Here is a 13313-nt window from a genome sequence, read left to right on the forward strand (position 1 = left end):
TCCCCGCACCATGGCTCCTGCCTCCACCTCCCAGCGCGTCCCGCTCATGGCGGGCAACTGGAAGATGAACCTCGACCACCTGCAGGCCACCCACCTCGTCCAGAAGCTCGACTGGACGCTGCGGGACGCCAAGCACGACCACGGTGCTGTCGAGGTGGCCGTGCTGCCGCCGTTCACCGACCTGCGCAGCGTGCAGACGCTCGTCGACGGTGACCGGCTCGCGATCAGGTACGGCGGGCAGGATCTGTCGCAGCACGCCAGCGGCGCCTACACCGGTGAGATCAGCGGTGCCTTCCTCGCCAAGCTCGGCTGCACCTACGTCGTCGTCGGGCACAGCGAGCGTCGTGAGTACCACCACGAGAGCGACGAGACGGTCAACACCAAGGTCGCCGCGGCATACGAGCACGGTCTGACCCCGATCTTCTGCGTCGGTGAGGGACTCGAGATCCGGCAGGCGGGCACCCATGTCGAGCACGTCCTCGCGCAGGTGCGGGCCGGTCTCGAGGGTCTGCCGGCGGACAAGGCCGCAAGCATCGTCATCGCCTATGAGCCCGTGTGGGCCATCGGCACCGGCGAGGTCGCGACCCCCGACGACGCGCAGGAGGTGTGCGGCGCGATCCGCACGGCGCTGGCCGAGCTCTACTCCGGGGATCTCGCCGACCGCGTCCGCATCCTCTACGGCGGCTCGGTGAAGTCGGGCAACGTCGCGGCCATCATGGCCAAGGAGGATGTCGACGGCGCCCTCGTCGGCGGGGCGTCGATCGACCCGGCGGAGTTCGCCGCGATCTGCCGCTTCCGCGACCATCTCCAGACGAGCTGACGATCGCAGGTATCCTGTAGCCGCGCCCCACCGGGCGACGTTCTCGAACTACTTCAAGGAGCACCGTGGACGCGGTACGCATCGGACTCCAGGTCCTCCTGGTCCTGGGTGGGCTCTTCCTCACCCTCCTCATCCTGCTGCACAAGGGCAAGGGTGGCGGCCTGTCGGACATGTTCGGTGGCGGTATGTCCACGTCGCTCGGCGGATCGTCGGTTGCCGAGCGCAACCTCGACCGCATCACGATCGCCATCGCGGTCGTGTGGTTCACCTGTGTCGTCGCGCTCGGCGTGCTCGACCGTTTCGCCGCCTGACCCCGACCCTGCTCGGTCCGACCTGAAAGAAGGCTGATCTCGATGGCTGGTGGAGGAAACGCGATCCGAGGGAGCCGCGTCGGCGCAGGTCCGATGGGCGAGGCCGAGCGTGGTGAGGCCGCACCCCGGGTGCACGTCTCGTTCTGGTGCTCCAACGGCCACGAGACGCGGCCGAGCTTCGCGCAGGAGGCCGACCTCGAGATCCCGGAGACGTGGGACTGCCCGCGCTGCGGCTTCCCGGCCGGACAGGACAAGGACAACCCGCCGGCCCCGAGCAAGGTCGAGCCCTACAAGACCCACCTGGCCTACGTGAAGGAGCGCCGCTCCGACAAGGACGGCGAAGCCATCCTCGACGAGGCCCTCGGCGCGCTGCGCGACCGCGGCCTGATCCAGTAGCGAGAGGCTCACCCGACGAGGCGAGCCCTTATGACGACAGCCCCGGCACGAGCCGGGGCTGTCGTCATGTGTGACGGTGTGTCGTGCGGCTCAGAGCTGCCGGGCGGCGTCCGCGTCGACCAGCCAGAGCGTGCGCTCCTCGCCGCGGACCTGCGCGGCCGAGCTGACCTCTGGCGCAGCGCCGGAGACACCGTTGGCCACGGCCTCCGCCTTGTCGGCGCCGGCGACGACGAACCAGACCTGGCGCGAGCGGCGCAGTGCCTCGAACGTCAGGCTGACCCGGTCCGGCGGTGGCTTGGGGGAGTCGTGGACGGCGACCGCGATGACGTCCGTGGTCTGCTGCGCCGGGTGGCCGGGGAAGAGCGAGGCGACGTGCCCGTCCGGCCCGACGCCGAGGATCATGACGTCGAACGCTCCACCACCGCTCGCGCGCATGCTCTCGCCGTATGCCGTCGCGCTGGCTTCCGCGCTCTCCGCGGTGTCCGGCCCCGGAACCCGGTGCACCTTCGCCTGGTCCAGGGGGAGCGAGGCGAGGCCTGCGGCGTCGTTCTGGACATCGTTGCGGTCCGCGTCGCCGGCGTCGAGGTAGCGCTCGTCGCCCCACCACAGCTCGACCTGCGACCAGTCGACGGCCGAGCGGGCCGCGCAGCCGGTCACCGATGCCCACAGGTCGGAGCCGAGCGAGCCGCCCGTGAGCGACACGTGTGCCACGCCACGCTGCGCCTGGGCGTCCAGGATCGCCGTGACGAGGCGGGCGGCGATGGCGTCGCTTAGGGCCTGCTTGCCGGGGTGGACGACCACCTCGACGTCGCCCGCTGCTGCTGTCTCGTGCGGTGTCGTCATGCCGTGCCTCCGTCAGTCCTTGTTGGCCCGCTTGACCCGGACCTTCTCGAGCTTGGTCGCCGCGGCCTGCTGCACCTGCGCGGGGTCGTCGGCCTTCTCGGGCATCGGAGCCGCTTCGACCATCGCCGAGCTCGCGCTGGAGGTCGCCTCCCGCTTGATGCGAGCGGCGTCCTCGCGGGCCTCCGCGACGGAGGGGGTGATGCCCATCCGCTGCGACTCCGAAGAGGTGCGTCGCGAGTGGCTCACGGTGTCGAGGCCGTCGCGCAGTGCGTCGGCGTAGGGCTCGTCGGGGTCGAGCCGTCGGAGCTCGTCGGCGAGGCACTCGGCGTCGCTACGCGGCGGGAGCGCGATGCTGCGCTCCGGGGTGCCGGGCTGCGACAACGTCGCGGACGTGCCGTTCAGAGGCCGCACGAGGTCAAGCGGCCCGCTCTCGCGGTCGAGCCGGACGCTGATGATCCCACTGCCCACACGGGAGGGAACGAGGGTCACGGGGCAGCGCAGCCGCTTGGCCAGCCACCCCGCGAGGAGCTCGGCCGAGGGAGAGTCCGAACCGCCGGTCACGGTCGCCGCGGTGATCGGCTCGAAGGGCGCCTGGTCGAGCGCCGCGGTGAGCAGAGCCCGCCACAGCGTGATCCGCGACCAGGACAGGTCGGTGTCACCGGGAGCGTAGGAGCGCGCCAGCCGCCCGAGGGCGGACTTCGGCGAGCCCTTGGCCCGGGACACGTCGGTGACGCGCCGCTGGGCCATCGCACCGATGGGGTCGGCGCCCGGGTCCTTCGGCGGGTCGGTGGGCCACCACGCGACGATCGGCGCGTCGGCGAGGAGCAGCGGCGTGACGACGGCGCGCCCGTGGGCGGCCAGCGGGCCGAACAGCCGCAGGACGACGACCTCGCTCGCACCGGCATCGCCACCGATGCGGATCTGGGCGTCGAGCCGGGCCGCGCCACGACGGTTGGCCGTGACGACGACGATGATCCGGCAGGGGTGCTGGCGGCTTGCGTCGTTGGCGGTCTCGATCGCCTCGTCGGCCTCGTTCTCGTCGACGACGACGACGAGGGTGAGGACGCGGGTCAACGCCATCGAGCCCGTGTCCGAGCGGAGCCGGACGAGCTTCTTGGAGATGTTGGCGGTCGTGGTGCTGGGCAGGTCGACGATCACCGGGGTCCCCAATCAGTATCGGAGTCGGGTCCCACGCTCCGCGTGGGCGGGACGAGTGCGGGTCCCACGCCCCGCGTGGGCGGACTTGTCGGGGTGGTGGTCACGGGAGCCTCCACTCGCGGCCGTCACGGCTCATGAGGTCGTCGGCGCTCTGCGGCCCCCACGTGCCGGACGCGTACTGGTCGATGCTGCTGTTGTGCTTGGCCCAGTACTCCTCGATCGGGTCGAGGATCTCCCACGAGAGCTCGACCTCCTCGTGCCGGGGGAAGAGCGGCGGCTCGCCGAGGAGCACGTCGAGGATGAGCCGCTCGTAGGCCTCGGGCGAGCTCTCGGTGAAGGCACGGCCGTAGCCGAAGTCCATCGTCACGTCGCGCACCTCCATCTGGGCGCCGGGGACCTTGGCGCCGAAGCGCATCGTCACGCCCTCGTCGGGCTGGACCCGGATGACGACGGCGTTCTGCCCGAGCTCCTCGGTCGCGGTGTCCGCGAAGGGGAGGTGCGGCGCCTTCTTGAAGACGACCGCGATCTCGGTGACGCGCTTGCCGAGGCGCTTGCCGGTCCGCAGGTAGAACGGCACCCCCGCCCAGCGGCGGGTGTCGATCTCGAGCTTGACCGCGGCATACGTCTCGGTCGAGGAGCGGGCGCCGACGCCCTCCTCCTCGAGGTAGCCGCCGACCTCCTCGCCGCCCTGCCAGCCCTTGGCGTACTGGCCGCGGGCCGTGCCCTTGGCGAGGTCCTTGGGCAGCCGGACGGCCGACAGGACCTTCTCCTTCTCGCTGCGCAGGTGGTCGGCGTCGAACGACACCGGCTCCTCCATGGCAGTGAGGGCGAGCAGCTGGAGCAGGTGGTTCTGGATGACGTCGCGTGCGGCCCCGATGCCGTCGTAGTAGCCCGCGCGACCACCGATGCCGATGTCCTCGGCCATCGTGATCTGGACGTGGTCGACGTAGTGGCTGTTCCAGACCGGCTCGAACATCTGGTTGGCGAAGCGGAGCGCCAGGAGGTTCTGGACCGTCTCCTTGCCGAGGTAGTGGTCGATCCGGAAGACGGAGTCGGGCGGGAAGACGTCGGCGACGATCTCGTTGAGCTCACGCGCGCTCTTGAGGTCGTGGCCGAACGGCTTCTCGATGACGACGCGGCGCCACGAGCCCTCCTCGGGCGTCGAGAGCCCCGAGCGCTTGAGCTGCTCGCACACGGTGGCGAAGAACGACGGCGGGATCGAGAGGTAGAACGCGTGGTTGCCGCCGGTGCCGCGCTGCTCGTCGAGGTCCTTGACGGTCTCGGTGAGCAGGTCGAAGGCCTTCGGGTCGTCGAACGTGCCCGGCACGAACCGGATGCCTTCGCTGAGCGAGCGCCAGACGTCCTCGCGAAACGGTGTGCGGGAGCGCTCCTTGACCGACTCGTAGACGATCTTGCCGAAGTCCTGGTCGGCCCAGTCGCGACGGGCGAAGCCGATGAGCGAGAAGCCTGGCGGCAGCAACCCCCGGTTGGCGAGGTCGTAGATCGCCGGCATGAGCTTCTTGCGGGCGAGGTCGCCGGTCACCCCGAAGAGCACGAGGCTGCAGGGTCCGGCGATGCGGGGAAGCCGCTTGTCGCGAGGGTCGCGCAGCGGGTTGTGCGTCGCGGTGACACGCGCAGGACTCATCAGGCTCCTGAGGTCGAGAGTGCCGACCGCACCTGGCTCAGACCGCGGTCGTGGCTGGTGAGGTGCAGGCGAAGGACGGGACGGTCGTGCTCGGCGAGGACCTGGGCGTCGCCGCCTGCCTGCGCCGCGATGAACTCACCGAAGGTGAACTCCCGGCCGGGGACGGCGAGGTCCTCGTCGGGCTCGGCGGTGACCTGGATGAAGACGCCGTTGGCCGGGCCGCCCTTGTGGTACTGCCCCGTCGAATGCAGGAACCGAGGTCCCCACCCGAACGTCACCGGACGTCCCGTGTGGTCGAAGAGGGTGCGGGCCACGTGCTCGAGGTCGGCGTCCTCCTCGCGGTCGAGGTAGGCCATGACGGCGACGTAGCCGCTGTCCTGGTCGAGCTGGGCGAGCAGGGCGGTTACGGCTCCGGGCAGCGTGTGCGCGTCACCGAGCCAGTCGCCGCCCAGGGCTCGCACCTCGACGGAGCCGTCGACGAACGCCGGCTCCTCGGCGGCTGAACCGGCCTGGTCGAGCAGGCCGCGCGCGGCCTTCTTGGCGCTCTCGACGTCGGGCTGGTCGAACGGGTTGATCTCGAGCAGGCGTCCGGCGACGGCGGTCGCGACCTCCCAGAGGAGCAGCTGCGCGCCGAGGCTGCCGGACACCGTGATGAGCGACCCGGAGTCGCCGAGGCTGGCCTCGGGCACGTCGTCCGCGGGGCCGGGTTGCTCGGCGGCGATCGAGTCGGGGTGTCGAGGCGCCCCGTGGGTGTCAACGGTGGGGTCGGCGTCGTTGTCGTGCTCGTCGGTCGACGAGACGAGTCGCACGACGTTGGCGTCGGCGTAGGTGTGTGTGGGGGCGTCACCGTCGGCGACGACGGGCAGGATGCCGGTGCCGTCCTTGCCGGTGGACTCGGCGATGAGCTGCTCCGCCCACGCCCCGAACCCGACGTTCTCGGTGCCCGCGTCGACGAGGACGAGCTTGTCGCGTAGCGGCTTGGTGCCACCCATGGCAGCCCCGAGGCGCAGCGCGGGGTTGCCCTCGTCGTCGGCGGCCAGCAGGTCGGCGACCGCCTCGGCGTCGTCGAGCAGCGCGCCGACGTCCGCGCCGGCCAGACCGGAGGGGACGAGGCCGAAGGCGGTGAGCGCCGAGTAGCGGCCACCCACGTCGGGGTCGGCGTTGATGACCCGGTAGCCGGCGGTGCGGGCCTCGGCGTCGAGCGGGCTGCCCGGGTCCGTGACGACGACGATGCGCCGGGTGGGGTCGATACCGGCCTCGGTGAAGGCCGCCTCGAACGCGCGGCGCTGCGAGTCGGTCTCGACCGTCGAGCCGGACTTGGACGAGACGACGACCGCGGTCTTGGGCAGGTCGGTCGACACGGCGCGACGGACGACGTCCGGCGCCGACGAGTCGAGGACGACGATGTCGACACCGGCCGTGGCGCAGATGACCTCGGGGGCGAGCGACGAGCCGCCCATCCCGCACAGGACGATCCGCGAGACGCCGTCCTCGCGCAGCTCCTCGCGCAGCGCGGCGATCTCACCAAGCAGCGGTCGCGAGGAGCGGGGGAGGCCCACCCACGACAACCGCTTGGCGGCCTCCTCCTCGGCCGCCTCGCCCCACAGGGTGGCGTCCTGGGCGAAGATCCGGCTCGCGACCTCGTCCTCGACGAGGGTCGGGACGTGCTCGGAGACGGCGTCGGCTGCGGCGCCGCGTGCGCTGACCTCGAGGCTGCTCATCGAGCGGCCTTGTCGAGCTCGGCCTGCACGCCCGCGAGCAGCTCCTCCCACGACTTCTCGAACTTCTCGACGCCTTCCTTCTCGAGCTGGGCGGTGACGTCGGAGTACGAGATGCCGAGGCGCTCGAGGTCGTCGAGCACCTTGGACGACTCCTCGTAGGTGCCCTCGATCGTGTTGCCGGTGATCTCGCCGTGGTCCTTGACCGCGTCGAGCGTCTTCTCCGGCATGGTGTTGACCGTGCCGGGCGCGACGAGCTCGGTGACGTACATCGTGTCGGGGTATGCCGGGTCCTTGACTCCCGTGGACGCCCACAGCGGCCGCTGGGGCTTGGCGCCGTCGGCCTCGAGGCTCTTCCAGCGCGGGGTCGAGAAGACTTCCTCGTAGGCCTGGTAGGCCAGACGCGCGTTGGCGATCGCCGCCTTGCCCTTGAGGGCCTTGGCGGCCTCGGCGTGCTCGCCCTCGATGGCATCGAGGCGCTTGTCGACCTCGGTGTCGACCCGCGACACGAAGAACGACGCGACCGACTCGAGCGTGCTGATGTCCTTGCCGGCCTCGCGGGCCTGCTCGAGTCCGGTGAGGAAGGCGTTCATCACCGCGCGGTAGCGGTCGAGGCTGAAGATCAGCGTGACGTTGACCGAGATGCCCTCGCCGATGACCCTGGTGATGGCGGGCAGACCCTCGACGGTGGCGGGGATCTTGACGAGGAGGTTGGGCCGGTCGACGAGGTCGCGCAGCTCCTTGGCCTGGGCGACCGTCCTCTCGGTGTCGGCGGCAAGGCGGGGGTCGACCTCGATGGAGACCCGACCGTCGAGCCCGTCGGTGGCCTTGAAGACGGGCAGCAGCACGTCGCAGGCGTCGCGCACGTCCTGGGACGTCATGGCGGTGACGGCCTCATCGAGGCTCGTCTTGTCGGCGGCGAGCTGGGCGACCTGCTCGCTGTAGCTCTCGCCGTCGGAGAGGGCGACCTGGAAGATCGACGGGTTCGTCGTCACGCCGACGACGCCCTTGGTGTCGATGACCTCCTGGAGGTTGCCCGAGGTGAGCCGGTCACGGCTCAGGTCGTCGAGCCAGATGGAGACGCCGTTGTCGGCGAGGGCCTTGAGGGCGGTGCTGTCGGTCATGGGACTCACTTCCCAGCCTTGGCCGCGGACTTGCGGGCAGGCTTCTTCGTGGTGGGGACGTCGGTTCCGGTGTCCTTGCGGCTGCGCGGTGCCGTCTCGGTCGGGCTGGCGACGCCGGCTCCGGCCTTCGCGGCCTTGATCGAGTCCTTGGCCGCCTTGACGACGGCCTCGGGGGTGAAGCCGAACTCGGTGAAGAGGGTCTTGGCGTCAGCCGAGGCACCGAAGTGCTCGATGCTGATCGAGCGACCGGCGTCGCCGACGATCTCGCGCCAGCCCTGTGCCACACCGGCCTCCACGCTCACGCGGGCTCGCACGGCCGGGGGGAGGACCTTGTCGCGGTAGGCCTTGGTCTGCTCGTCGAACCACTCGCGGCACGGCATGGAGACGACGCGGGTGCGGACCCCGGACTTCTCGAGGGCCAGCCGCGCGTCGAGCGCGACGGAGACCTCGGAGCCGGTGGCCACGAGGATGACCTCGGGCGTCTGCTTGCCGTCCTCGCCGCCGTCGATGAGGACGTAGCCGCCCTTGGCGACGTTGCTCGCCTTGGCGTGCGTGGACCGGTCGACCGTCGGCAGCGCCTGGCGGCTCAGCGCGAGTGCGGCCGGTCGGGCGTTGCGCAGGACAGCGCCCCAGGCGGCCGAGGTCTCGTTGGCGTCCGCGGGTCGGACGACGTCGAGGCCGGGCATGGCGCGCAGCGAGGCAAGGTGCTCGATCGGCTGGTGGGTCGGGCCGTCCTCGCCGAGGCCGATCGAGTCGTGCGTCCACACGAACGTCACGGGCAGCTGCTGGATGGCGGCAAGGCGCACGGCGGGGCGCATGTAGTCCGAGAAGACGAGGAACGTGCCGCCGTAGGGCTTGGTGAGCCCCTCGAGCGCGATCCCGTTGAGGATCATGCCCATGCCGTTCTCACGGATGCCGAAGTGGAGCGTGCGGCCGTAGGGCCCACCCTTCCACTCCGAGGTCTGCTTCGACTTCGGCACGAACGACGGCTCACCGGCCATCGTCGTGTTGTTGGACTCGGCGAGGTCGGCGGAGCCACCCCAGAGCTCGGGCATGACGGGGGCGAGGGCGCCGAGCACCTTGCCGGACGCCGCGCGGGTCGCGATGCCCTTGTCGTCCGCCGGGAACGTCGGCAGGGCCGAGTCGAGACCGTCGGGCAGGTCGCCGGCGACGAGCCGGTCGAGGAGGGCGGCGGCGTCCTTGTTGCCGCGACGCCAGGCGGCGTACGCCTTGTTCCAGTCCTTGTGGGCCGCCTTGCCGCGGGCCTTGACCTTGCGCGCGTGGGCGAGGACGTCCTTGTCGACCTCGAAGGTCTTCCTGGGGTCGAAGCCGAGCAGCCCCTTGAGGCCGGCGATCTCCTCGTCGCCCAGCGCCGAGCCGTGCGACTTGCCGGTGCCCTTCTTGGTGGGGGAGGGCCACGCGATGACGGTGTGCAGGCGGATGAGGGTGGGGCGCTTGGACTTCTTGCTCGCGTTGAGCGCGGTGAGCAGGGCGTCGACGTCCTCGACGTAGTCGGTGCTCCCGGCGGGGTCGTTGCTCTGGCGCCAGTCGACGTCGACGACCTCCCAGCCGTAGGACTCGTAGCGCTTGGCGACGTCCTCGGAGAACGAGATGTCGGTGTCGTCCTCGATCGAGATCTGGTTGGCGTCGTAGATCACCGTGAGGTTGCCGAGCTCCTGGTGGCCGGCGAGTGAGCTCGCCTCGGAGGCGACACCCTCCATGAGGTCGCCGTCGGAGGCGATGACCCAGACGTGGTGGTCGAAGGGGCTCTCGCCGGCCTTGGCGTCCGGGTCGAGCAGGCCACGCTGGCGGCGCTGCGCCATCGCCATGCCGACCGAGGACGCGAGTCCGGAGCCGAGCGGCCCGGTGGTGATCTCGACACCGGGGGTGTGGTGCACCTCGGGGTGGCCGGGGGTGAGCGAGCCCCAGGTCCGCAGCGCCTTGAGGTCCTTCAGCTCGAGGCCGTAACCGGACAGGTAGAGCTGGATGTACTGGGTGAGGCTGGAGTGGCCGCACGAGAGCACGAACCGGTCGCGACCGAGCCACGTGGGGTCGGACGGGTCGTGCGTCATGACGTTCTGGAAGAGCAGGTATGCCGCGGGGGCCAGGCTCATGGCCGTCCCCGGGTGGCCGTTGCCGACCTTCTGGACCGAGTCGGCCGCGAGGACGCGCACGGTGTCGACCGCGCGGACGTCGAGGTCGTTCCACTTCGCCTTTCGCGCCGTGGGGCGGGCGAGCTCCTTGGAGCGCTGGGCCTTGGGTGCGGTGGTGGCGCGGCGGGCGTTCGCCCGGCCTGCCTTCGTCGTGGTGGTGGACACGTGAAGCCTCTCTGACGTGGCGGCGATGTGATGCAGGTCAAACGATCGTTTCCCACCCTAGACCGCAGGTTCACGCAACGGACGACCGTGTCCCGGTGCATGGGTGGCCACCGTTAGACTCACATCGACCAACCGCTCCAGAGCACCCCCGAAGGACGCCGTGGCAACCGCCCCGATCACCACCGCCTCGTCGGCCCGACCGACGTCGGGCTGGAAGCGATCGGTCGGCAACTACGTCGCGCTCACCAAGCCGCGGATCATCGAGCTGCTGCTCGTGACAACGGTTCCGGTGATGTTCCTGGCTGAGCGCGGGGTGCCCGACCTGTGGCTCGTCGTCGCCACCCTCGTGGGCGGCACGCTCAGCGCCGGAGCGGCCAACACCTTCAACTGCGTCTACGACCGCGACATCGACGCGCTCATGGACCGCACCCGCAACCGGCCGATGGTCACGGGCGAGGTCACCCCCCGCGCGGGCGTCCTGTTCGGCTCGGTGCTCACCGTCGTCTCGACGGTGTGGTTCCTCGTGTTCGTCAACGTCGCGTCGGCGCTGCTGTCCCTGGCCGCGATCGGCCTCTACGCCGTGCTCTACACGATGGTGCTCAAGCGGCGCACGCCGCAGAACATCGTCTGGGGTGGCGTGGCCGGCTGCATGCCGACGCTCATCGGGTGGTCCGCCGTGACCGGCGACGTCGGCTGGCCGGCGGTGATCCTCTTCCTCGTGATCTTCTTCTGGACTCCGCCGCACTACTGGCCGCTGTCCATGGCGTTCAAGGACGACTACGCCAACGCGCACGTCCCGATGCTCCCCGTCGAGCGCGGCGCCGTCGCGGTCGGTCGCCAGATCGTCGCCTACAGCTGGGTCATGGTGGCCGTCTCGCTGTCGCTCGTCCCCGTGGCCGACATGGGCTGGATCTACCTCGTGGCGGCCCTCGTGAGCGGCGTCGTCTTCGTGGGTGAGGCGCACCGGCTGCTGCGCCTGGCCAAGCAGGGTGCCGCGACCAAGGTACTCAAGCCGATGCGCCTCTTCCACTTCTCGATCACCTACGTGACGCTGCTGTTCCTCGCGGTCGCCATCGACCCGCTGGTCCACCTCGCCATCTGATCCGGCAGGTCGCGACCGCGCCGGTAGGGACCGACGAACACGAGCAGCGATCCCACGCCGTGCAGGGCGGCCATGAGCAGGATCGTCTCGCGCACCCCGATCCACGAGCCCAGTCCGCCGGCGACCAGCCCGGCCAGCGGCATCGTGCCGAAGTTGAGCACCGACGACGTGGCCATGGTCCGCCCGAGCAGCTCCGGCGGCGTGTAGCGCGCACGGAACGACGCCCGCACGACGTTGGCGCCGACGACCCCGACGCCGACGAAGAACGAGCCGACGGCGACGAGCACCGCGCCCGGGCCGGGCCAGGCGAGACCGATGAGGATCGCCGGCGGTCCACCGATGACCTGGAGCCAGCGCAGCGCACCGGCCCTGCCCCACCACTGCGTCGCCCGGGTCGAGAGGGTGGCGCCGAGCAGGCCGCCAACCGAGCCCGCCGCCATGACGAACCCGACCGATCCCGGCGGCAGGTCGAGATCGCGCACCATGAACAGGATGAGCAGCGCGCCGTAGCCGGTGAGGGCGAAGTTGCCCAGGCTGCCGAGCAGCGAGATGAACCGCAGGTAGGGGTCACGCGCGACGATGCGCACGCCCTCGCGGATCTGGCGGCCCATCGGCTCGCTCTCCTGGCGCTCGGGTCCCGCACCCAGGTCCTCGGTGCGCATCCGCGCCAGGCACCACCACGAGGCGAGGAACGTCACGACGTCGAGCACGACGGCATACGCGGCCGAGAGGAGCTGGACGAGGAGTCCACCGACACCCGGGCCGGCGATCTGCATCGCGGACTCCGTGCCGTAGATGCGCGAGTTGGCCCGCTCGAGGTCCTCCTGTGCGACAACGCGCGGGACGAACGCGGAGTATGCCGTCCTGAAGAAGACCGTGCAGCAGCCCAGTCCCAGCCCGGTCACGACGAGGTGGGGCAGGGTGAGCACGTCGAACGCCCACGCGACGGGGACGCTGCCGACGACGAGGGCCGAGCCGAGGTCGGCGCGCATCATGACGCGACGGGGGTCGGACCGGTCGACCCAGGCGCCGGCGACGAGTCCGAGGCCGAGCCAGGGCAGCCAGATGGCGCCGGCGAGGAGGCCCATCCAGAACGGCCCGGCGTCGAACTGGGTCACGGCGATGAGCGGGAAGACGACGGTCGTCGTCATCGACCCGAGGACGCTGATGCCCTCACCGGCCCACAGGAGACGGAAGTTGTGGCCGAGCCCGGACGGGGGAGTGGCGCCGCCCGCGCCGGGGGCGCTCACGGCTGCGCCGGGAAGCCCCGGCTGAAGACGAAGACGGACTCACGGACGACCCCGTCGTCGGGGACCTCGCGCCTGCTCCACCGCATGAGGACGTCGACGAGCTCCTCGGCGACCTGGCGGAGCTCGTCGGGGGAGAGCTTCATCCAGTTCTGGGTGGCGAAGGCGGCGTCGTCCCAGTCGGGAACCGTGGCGGCGTTGGCGTTCCACTCCTGGACGCGCTCGAACTGGCGCTGGACGGTGAGGGCCTCGGCGGCGTACGCCGCGGTGACGGCGGCGGTGTCCGAGGCGAAGTCGGCGCGCGACCAGCGCGTGCCCGGGTCGACGAGTCGCCACCAGCGCTCGCGCCGGTCCTTGGCCAGCTCGGGGGCCTCCTCGACGAGCCCGGCCTCGGCGAGCACCTTGAGGTGGTGGCTCGCCGAGCCGACGGCCTGGCCTGTGCGGGCGGCGAGGGCCGAGGCGGTGGAGGGGCCGTCGACCTTGAGGGCGTCCATCATCCGCGAGCGGAACGGGTTCGCCATCGCGGAGAGGGCCTTGGCGTCGGTGATCGTGCGGACGCCGTACGAGGGGTCGGTTGCCCGGCGGTCCGGGCGTCGTTCGTCGGGGGTCATGTCGGCGACGATAGACCCAC

At 70.9% G+C, this 13313-nt stretch carries 12 protein-coding genes; 4 read left to right on the forward strand and 8 right to left on the reverse strand.

The features are described 5' to 3' along the window. Positions 1-10 precede the first annotated feature (10 nt). The 3 genes from tpiA (at position 11) to ACSQ11_RS14045 (ending at position 1527) form a co-directional block, all read left to right on the forward strand. The gene (gene tpiA / locus ACSQ11_RS14035) at positions 11-820 is read left to right on the forward strand and encodes a triose-phosphate isomerase (protein WP_436006407.1); all 810 of its coding nucleotides are present in this window, start codon (positions 11-13) and stop codon (positions 818-820) included. 65 nt (positions 821-885) lie between these two features. After that, positions 886-1131: a preprotein translocase subunit SecG gene (secG, locus tag ACSQ11_RS14040; protein ID WP_436006409.1), complete on the forward strand. Its 246-nt coding sequence runs from the start codon at positions 886-888 to the stop codon at positions 1129-1131. A 42-nt stretch (positions 1132-1173) separates the two neighbouring features. Then, complete coding sequence (locus tag ACSQ11_RS14045) at positions 1174-1527, forward strand: RNA polymerase-binding protein RbpA (protein ID WP_436006411.1); 354 nt, start codon at positions 1174-1176, stop codon at positions 1525-1527. Between the two features lie 90 nt (positions 1528-1617). On the opposite strand, the gene pgl is transcribed toward ACSQ11_RS14045, so the two are convergent. From pgl to tkt, 6 genes are all read right to left on the reverse strand, one after another. After that, positions 1618-2370 (reverse strand): 6-phosphogluconolactonase, encoded by a 753-nt coding sequence (pgl, locus tag ACSQ11_RS14050; RefSeq protein WP_436006413.1) that lies wholly within the window; start codon positions 2368-2370, stop codon positions 1618-1620. 12 nt (positions 2371-2382) lie between these two features. After that, a complete protein-coding gene (locus ACSQ11_RS14055) occupies positions 2383-3528 on the reverse strand; it encodes a glucose-6-phosphate dehydrogenase assembly protein OpcA (RefSeq protein WP_436006415.1) in 1146 nt (381 codons plus the stop codon). Between the two features lie 100 nt (positions 3529-3628). After that, on the reverse strand, positions 3629-5173 hold the full coding sequence (gene zwf, locus ACSQ11_RS14060; protein ID WP_436006417.1) for a glucose-6-phosphate dehydrogenase: 1545 nt from the start codon (positions 5171-5173) through the stop codon (positions 3629-3631). Next, positions 5173-6894 (reverse strand): glucose-6-phosphate isomerase, encoded by a 1722-nt coding sequence (locus ACSQ11_RS14065; RefSeq protein ID WP_436006419.1) that lies wholly within the window; start codon positions 6892-6894, stop codon positions 5173-5175. The genes zwf and ACSQ11_RS14065 overlap by 1 nt, the downstream gene beginning before the upstream one ends. Then, positions 6891-8015, reverse strand: a complete 1125-nt coding sequence (gene tal, locus ACSQ11_RS14070; RefSeq protein ID WP_436006421.1) for a transaldolase — start codon at positions 8013-8015, stop codon at positions 6891-6893. Before tal ends, ACSQ11_RS14065 begins: the two co-directional genes overlap by 4 nt. 5 nt (positions 8016-8020) lie before the next feature. Then, positions 8021-10333: a transketolase gene (gene tkt / locus ACSQ11_RS14075; RefSeq protein WP_436006423.1), complete on the reverse strand. Its 2313-nt coding sequence runs from the start codon at positions 10331-10333 to the stop codon at positions 8021-8023. Positions 10334-10493: 160 nt separating this feature from the next. Between tkt and ACSQ11_RS14080 the strand changes: the two genes are divergently transcribed. Beyond that, positions 10494-11435 carry a heme o synthase gene (locus tag ACSQ11_RS14080; RefSeq protein WP_436006425.1) on the forward strand — a complete coding sequence of 314 codons (942 nt, stop codon included), beginning with the start codon at positions 10494-10496 and terminating at the stop codon, positions 11433-11435. On the opposite strand, the gene ACSQ11_RS14085 is transcribed toward ACSQ11_RS14080, so the two are convergent. Then, entirely contained in the window at positions 11375-12685 is a 1311-nt protein-coding gene (locus ACSQ11_RS14085) for an MFS transporter (protein WP_436006427.1), read from the reverse strand. The two genes, ACSQ11_RS14080 and ACSQ11_RS14085, sit on opposite strands and share 61 nt — an antisense overlap. Further along, positions 12682-13293, reverse strand: coding sequence for an ArsR/SmtB family transcription factor (locus ACSQ11_RS14090; RefSeq protein ID WP_436006429.1), 612 nt, complete (start codon positions 13291-13293; stop codon positions 12682-12684). The genes ACSQ11_RS14085 and ACSQ11_RS14090 overlap by 4 nt, the downstream gene beginning before the upstream one ends. Between the last annotated feature and the right edge of the window lie 20 nt (positions 13294-13313).

The organism is Knoellia sp. LjRoot47, assembly GCF_964253435.1.
Classification (GTDB): domain Bacteria; phylum Actinomycetota; class Actinomycetes; order Actinomycetales; family Dermatophilaceae; genus Knoellia.

What these genes read in the sequence shown, in the direction of transcription:
- tpiA (WP_436006407.1), top strand. Translation starts at nt 11, where the DNA reads ATGGCTCCTGCCTCCACCTCCCAGCGCGTCCCGCTCATGGCGGGCAAC.
- zwf (WP_436006417.1), bottom strand. Translation starts at nt 5,173, where the DNA reads ATGAGTCCTGCGCGTGTCACCGCGACGCACAACCCGCTGCGCGACCCT.
- ACSQ11_RS14045 (WP_436006411.1), top strand. Translation starts at nt 1,174, where the DNA reads ATGGCTGGTGGAGGAAACGCGATCCGAGGGAGCCGCGTCGGCGCAGGT.
- ACSQ11_RS14065 (WP_436006419.1), bottom strand. Translation starts at nt 6,894, where the DNA reads ATGAGCAGCCTCGAGGTCAGCGCACGCGGCGCCGCAGCCGACGCCGTC.
- tal (WP_436006421.1), bottom strand. Translation starts at nt 8,015, where the DNA reads ATGACCGACAGCACCGCCCTCAAGGCCCTCGCCGACAACGGCGTCTCC.
- ACSQ11_RS14090 (WP_436006429.1), bottom strand. Translation starts at nt 13,293, where the DNA reads ATGACCCCCGACGAACGACGCCCGGACCGCCGGGCAACCGACCCCTCG.
- pgl (WP_436006413.1), bottom strand. Translation starts at nt 2,370, where the DNA reads ATGACGACACCGCACGAGACAGCAGCAGCGGGCGACGTCGAGGTGGTC.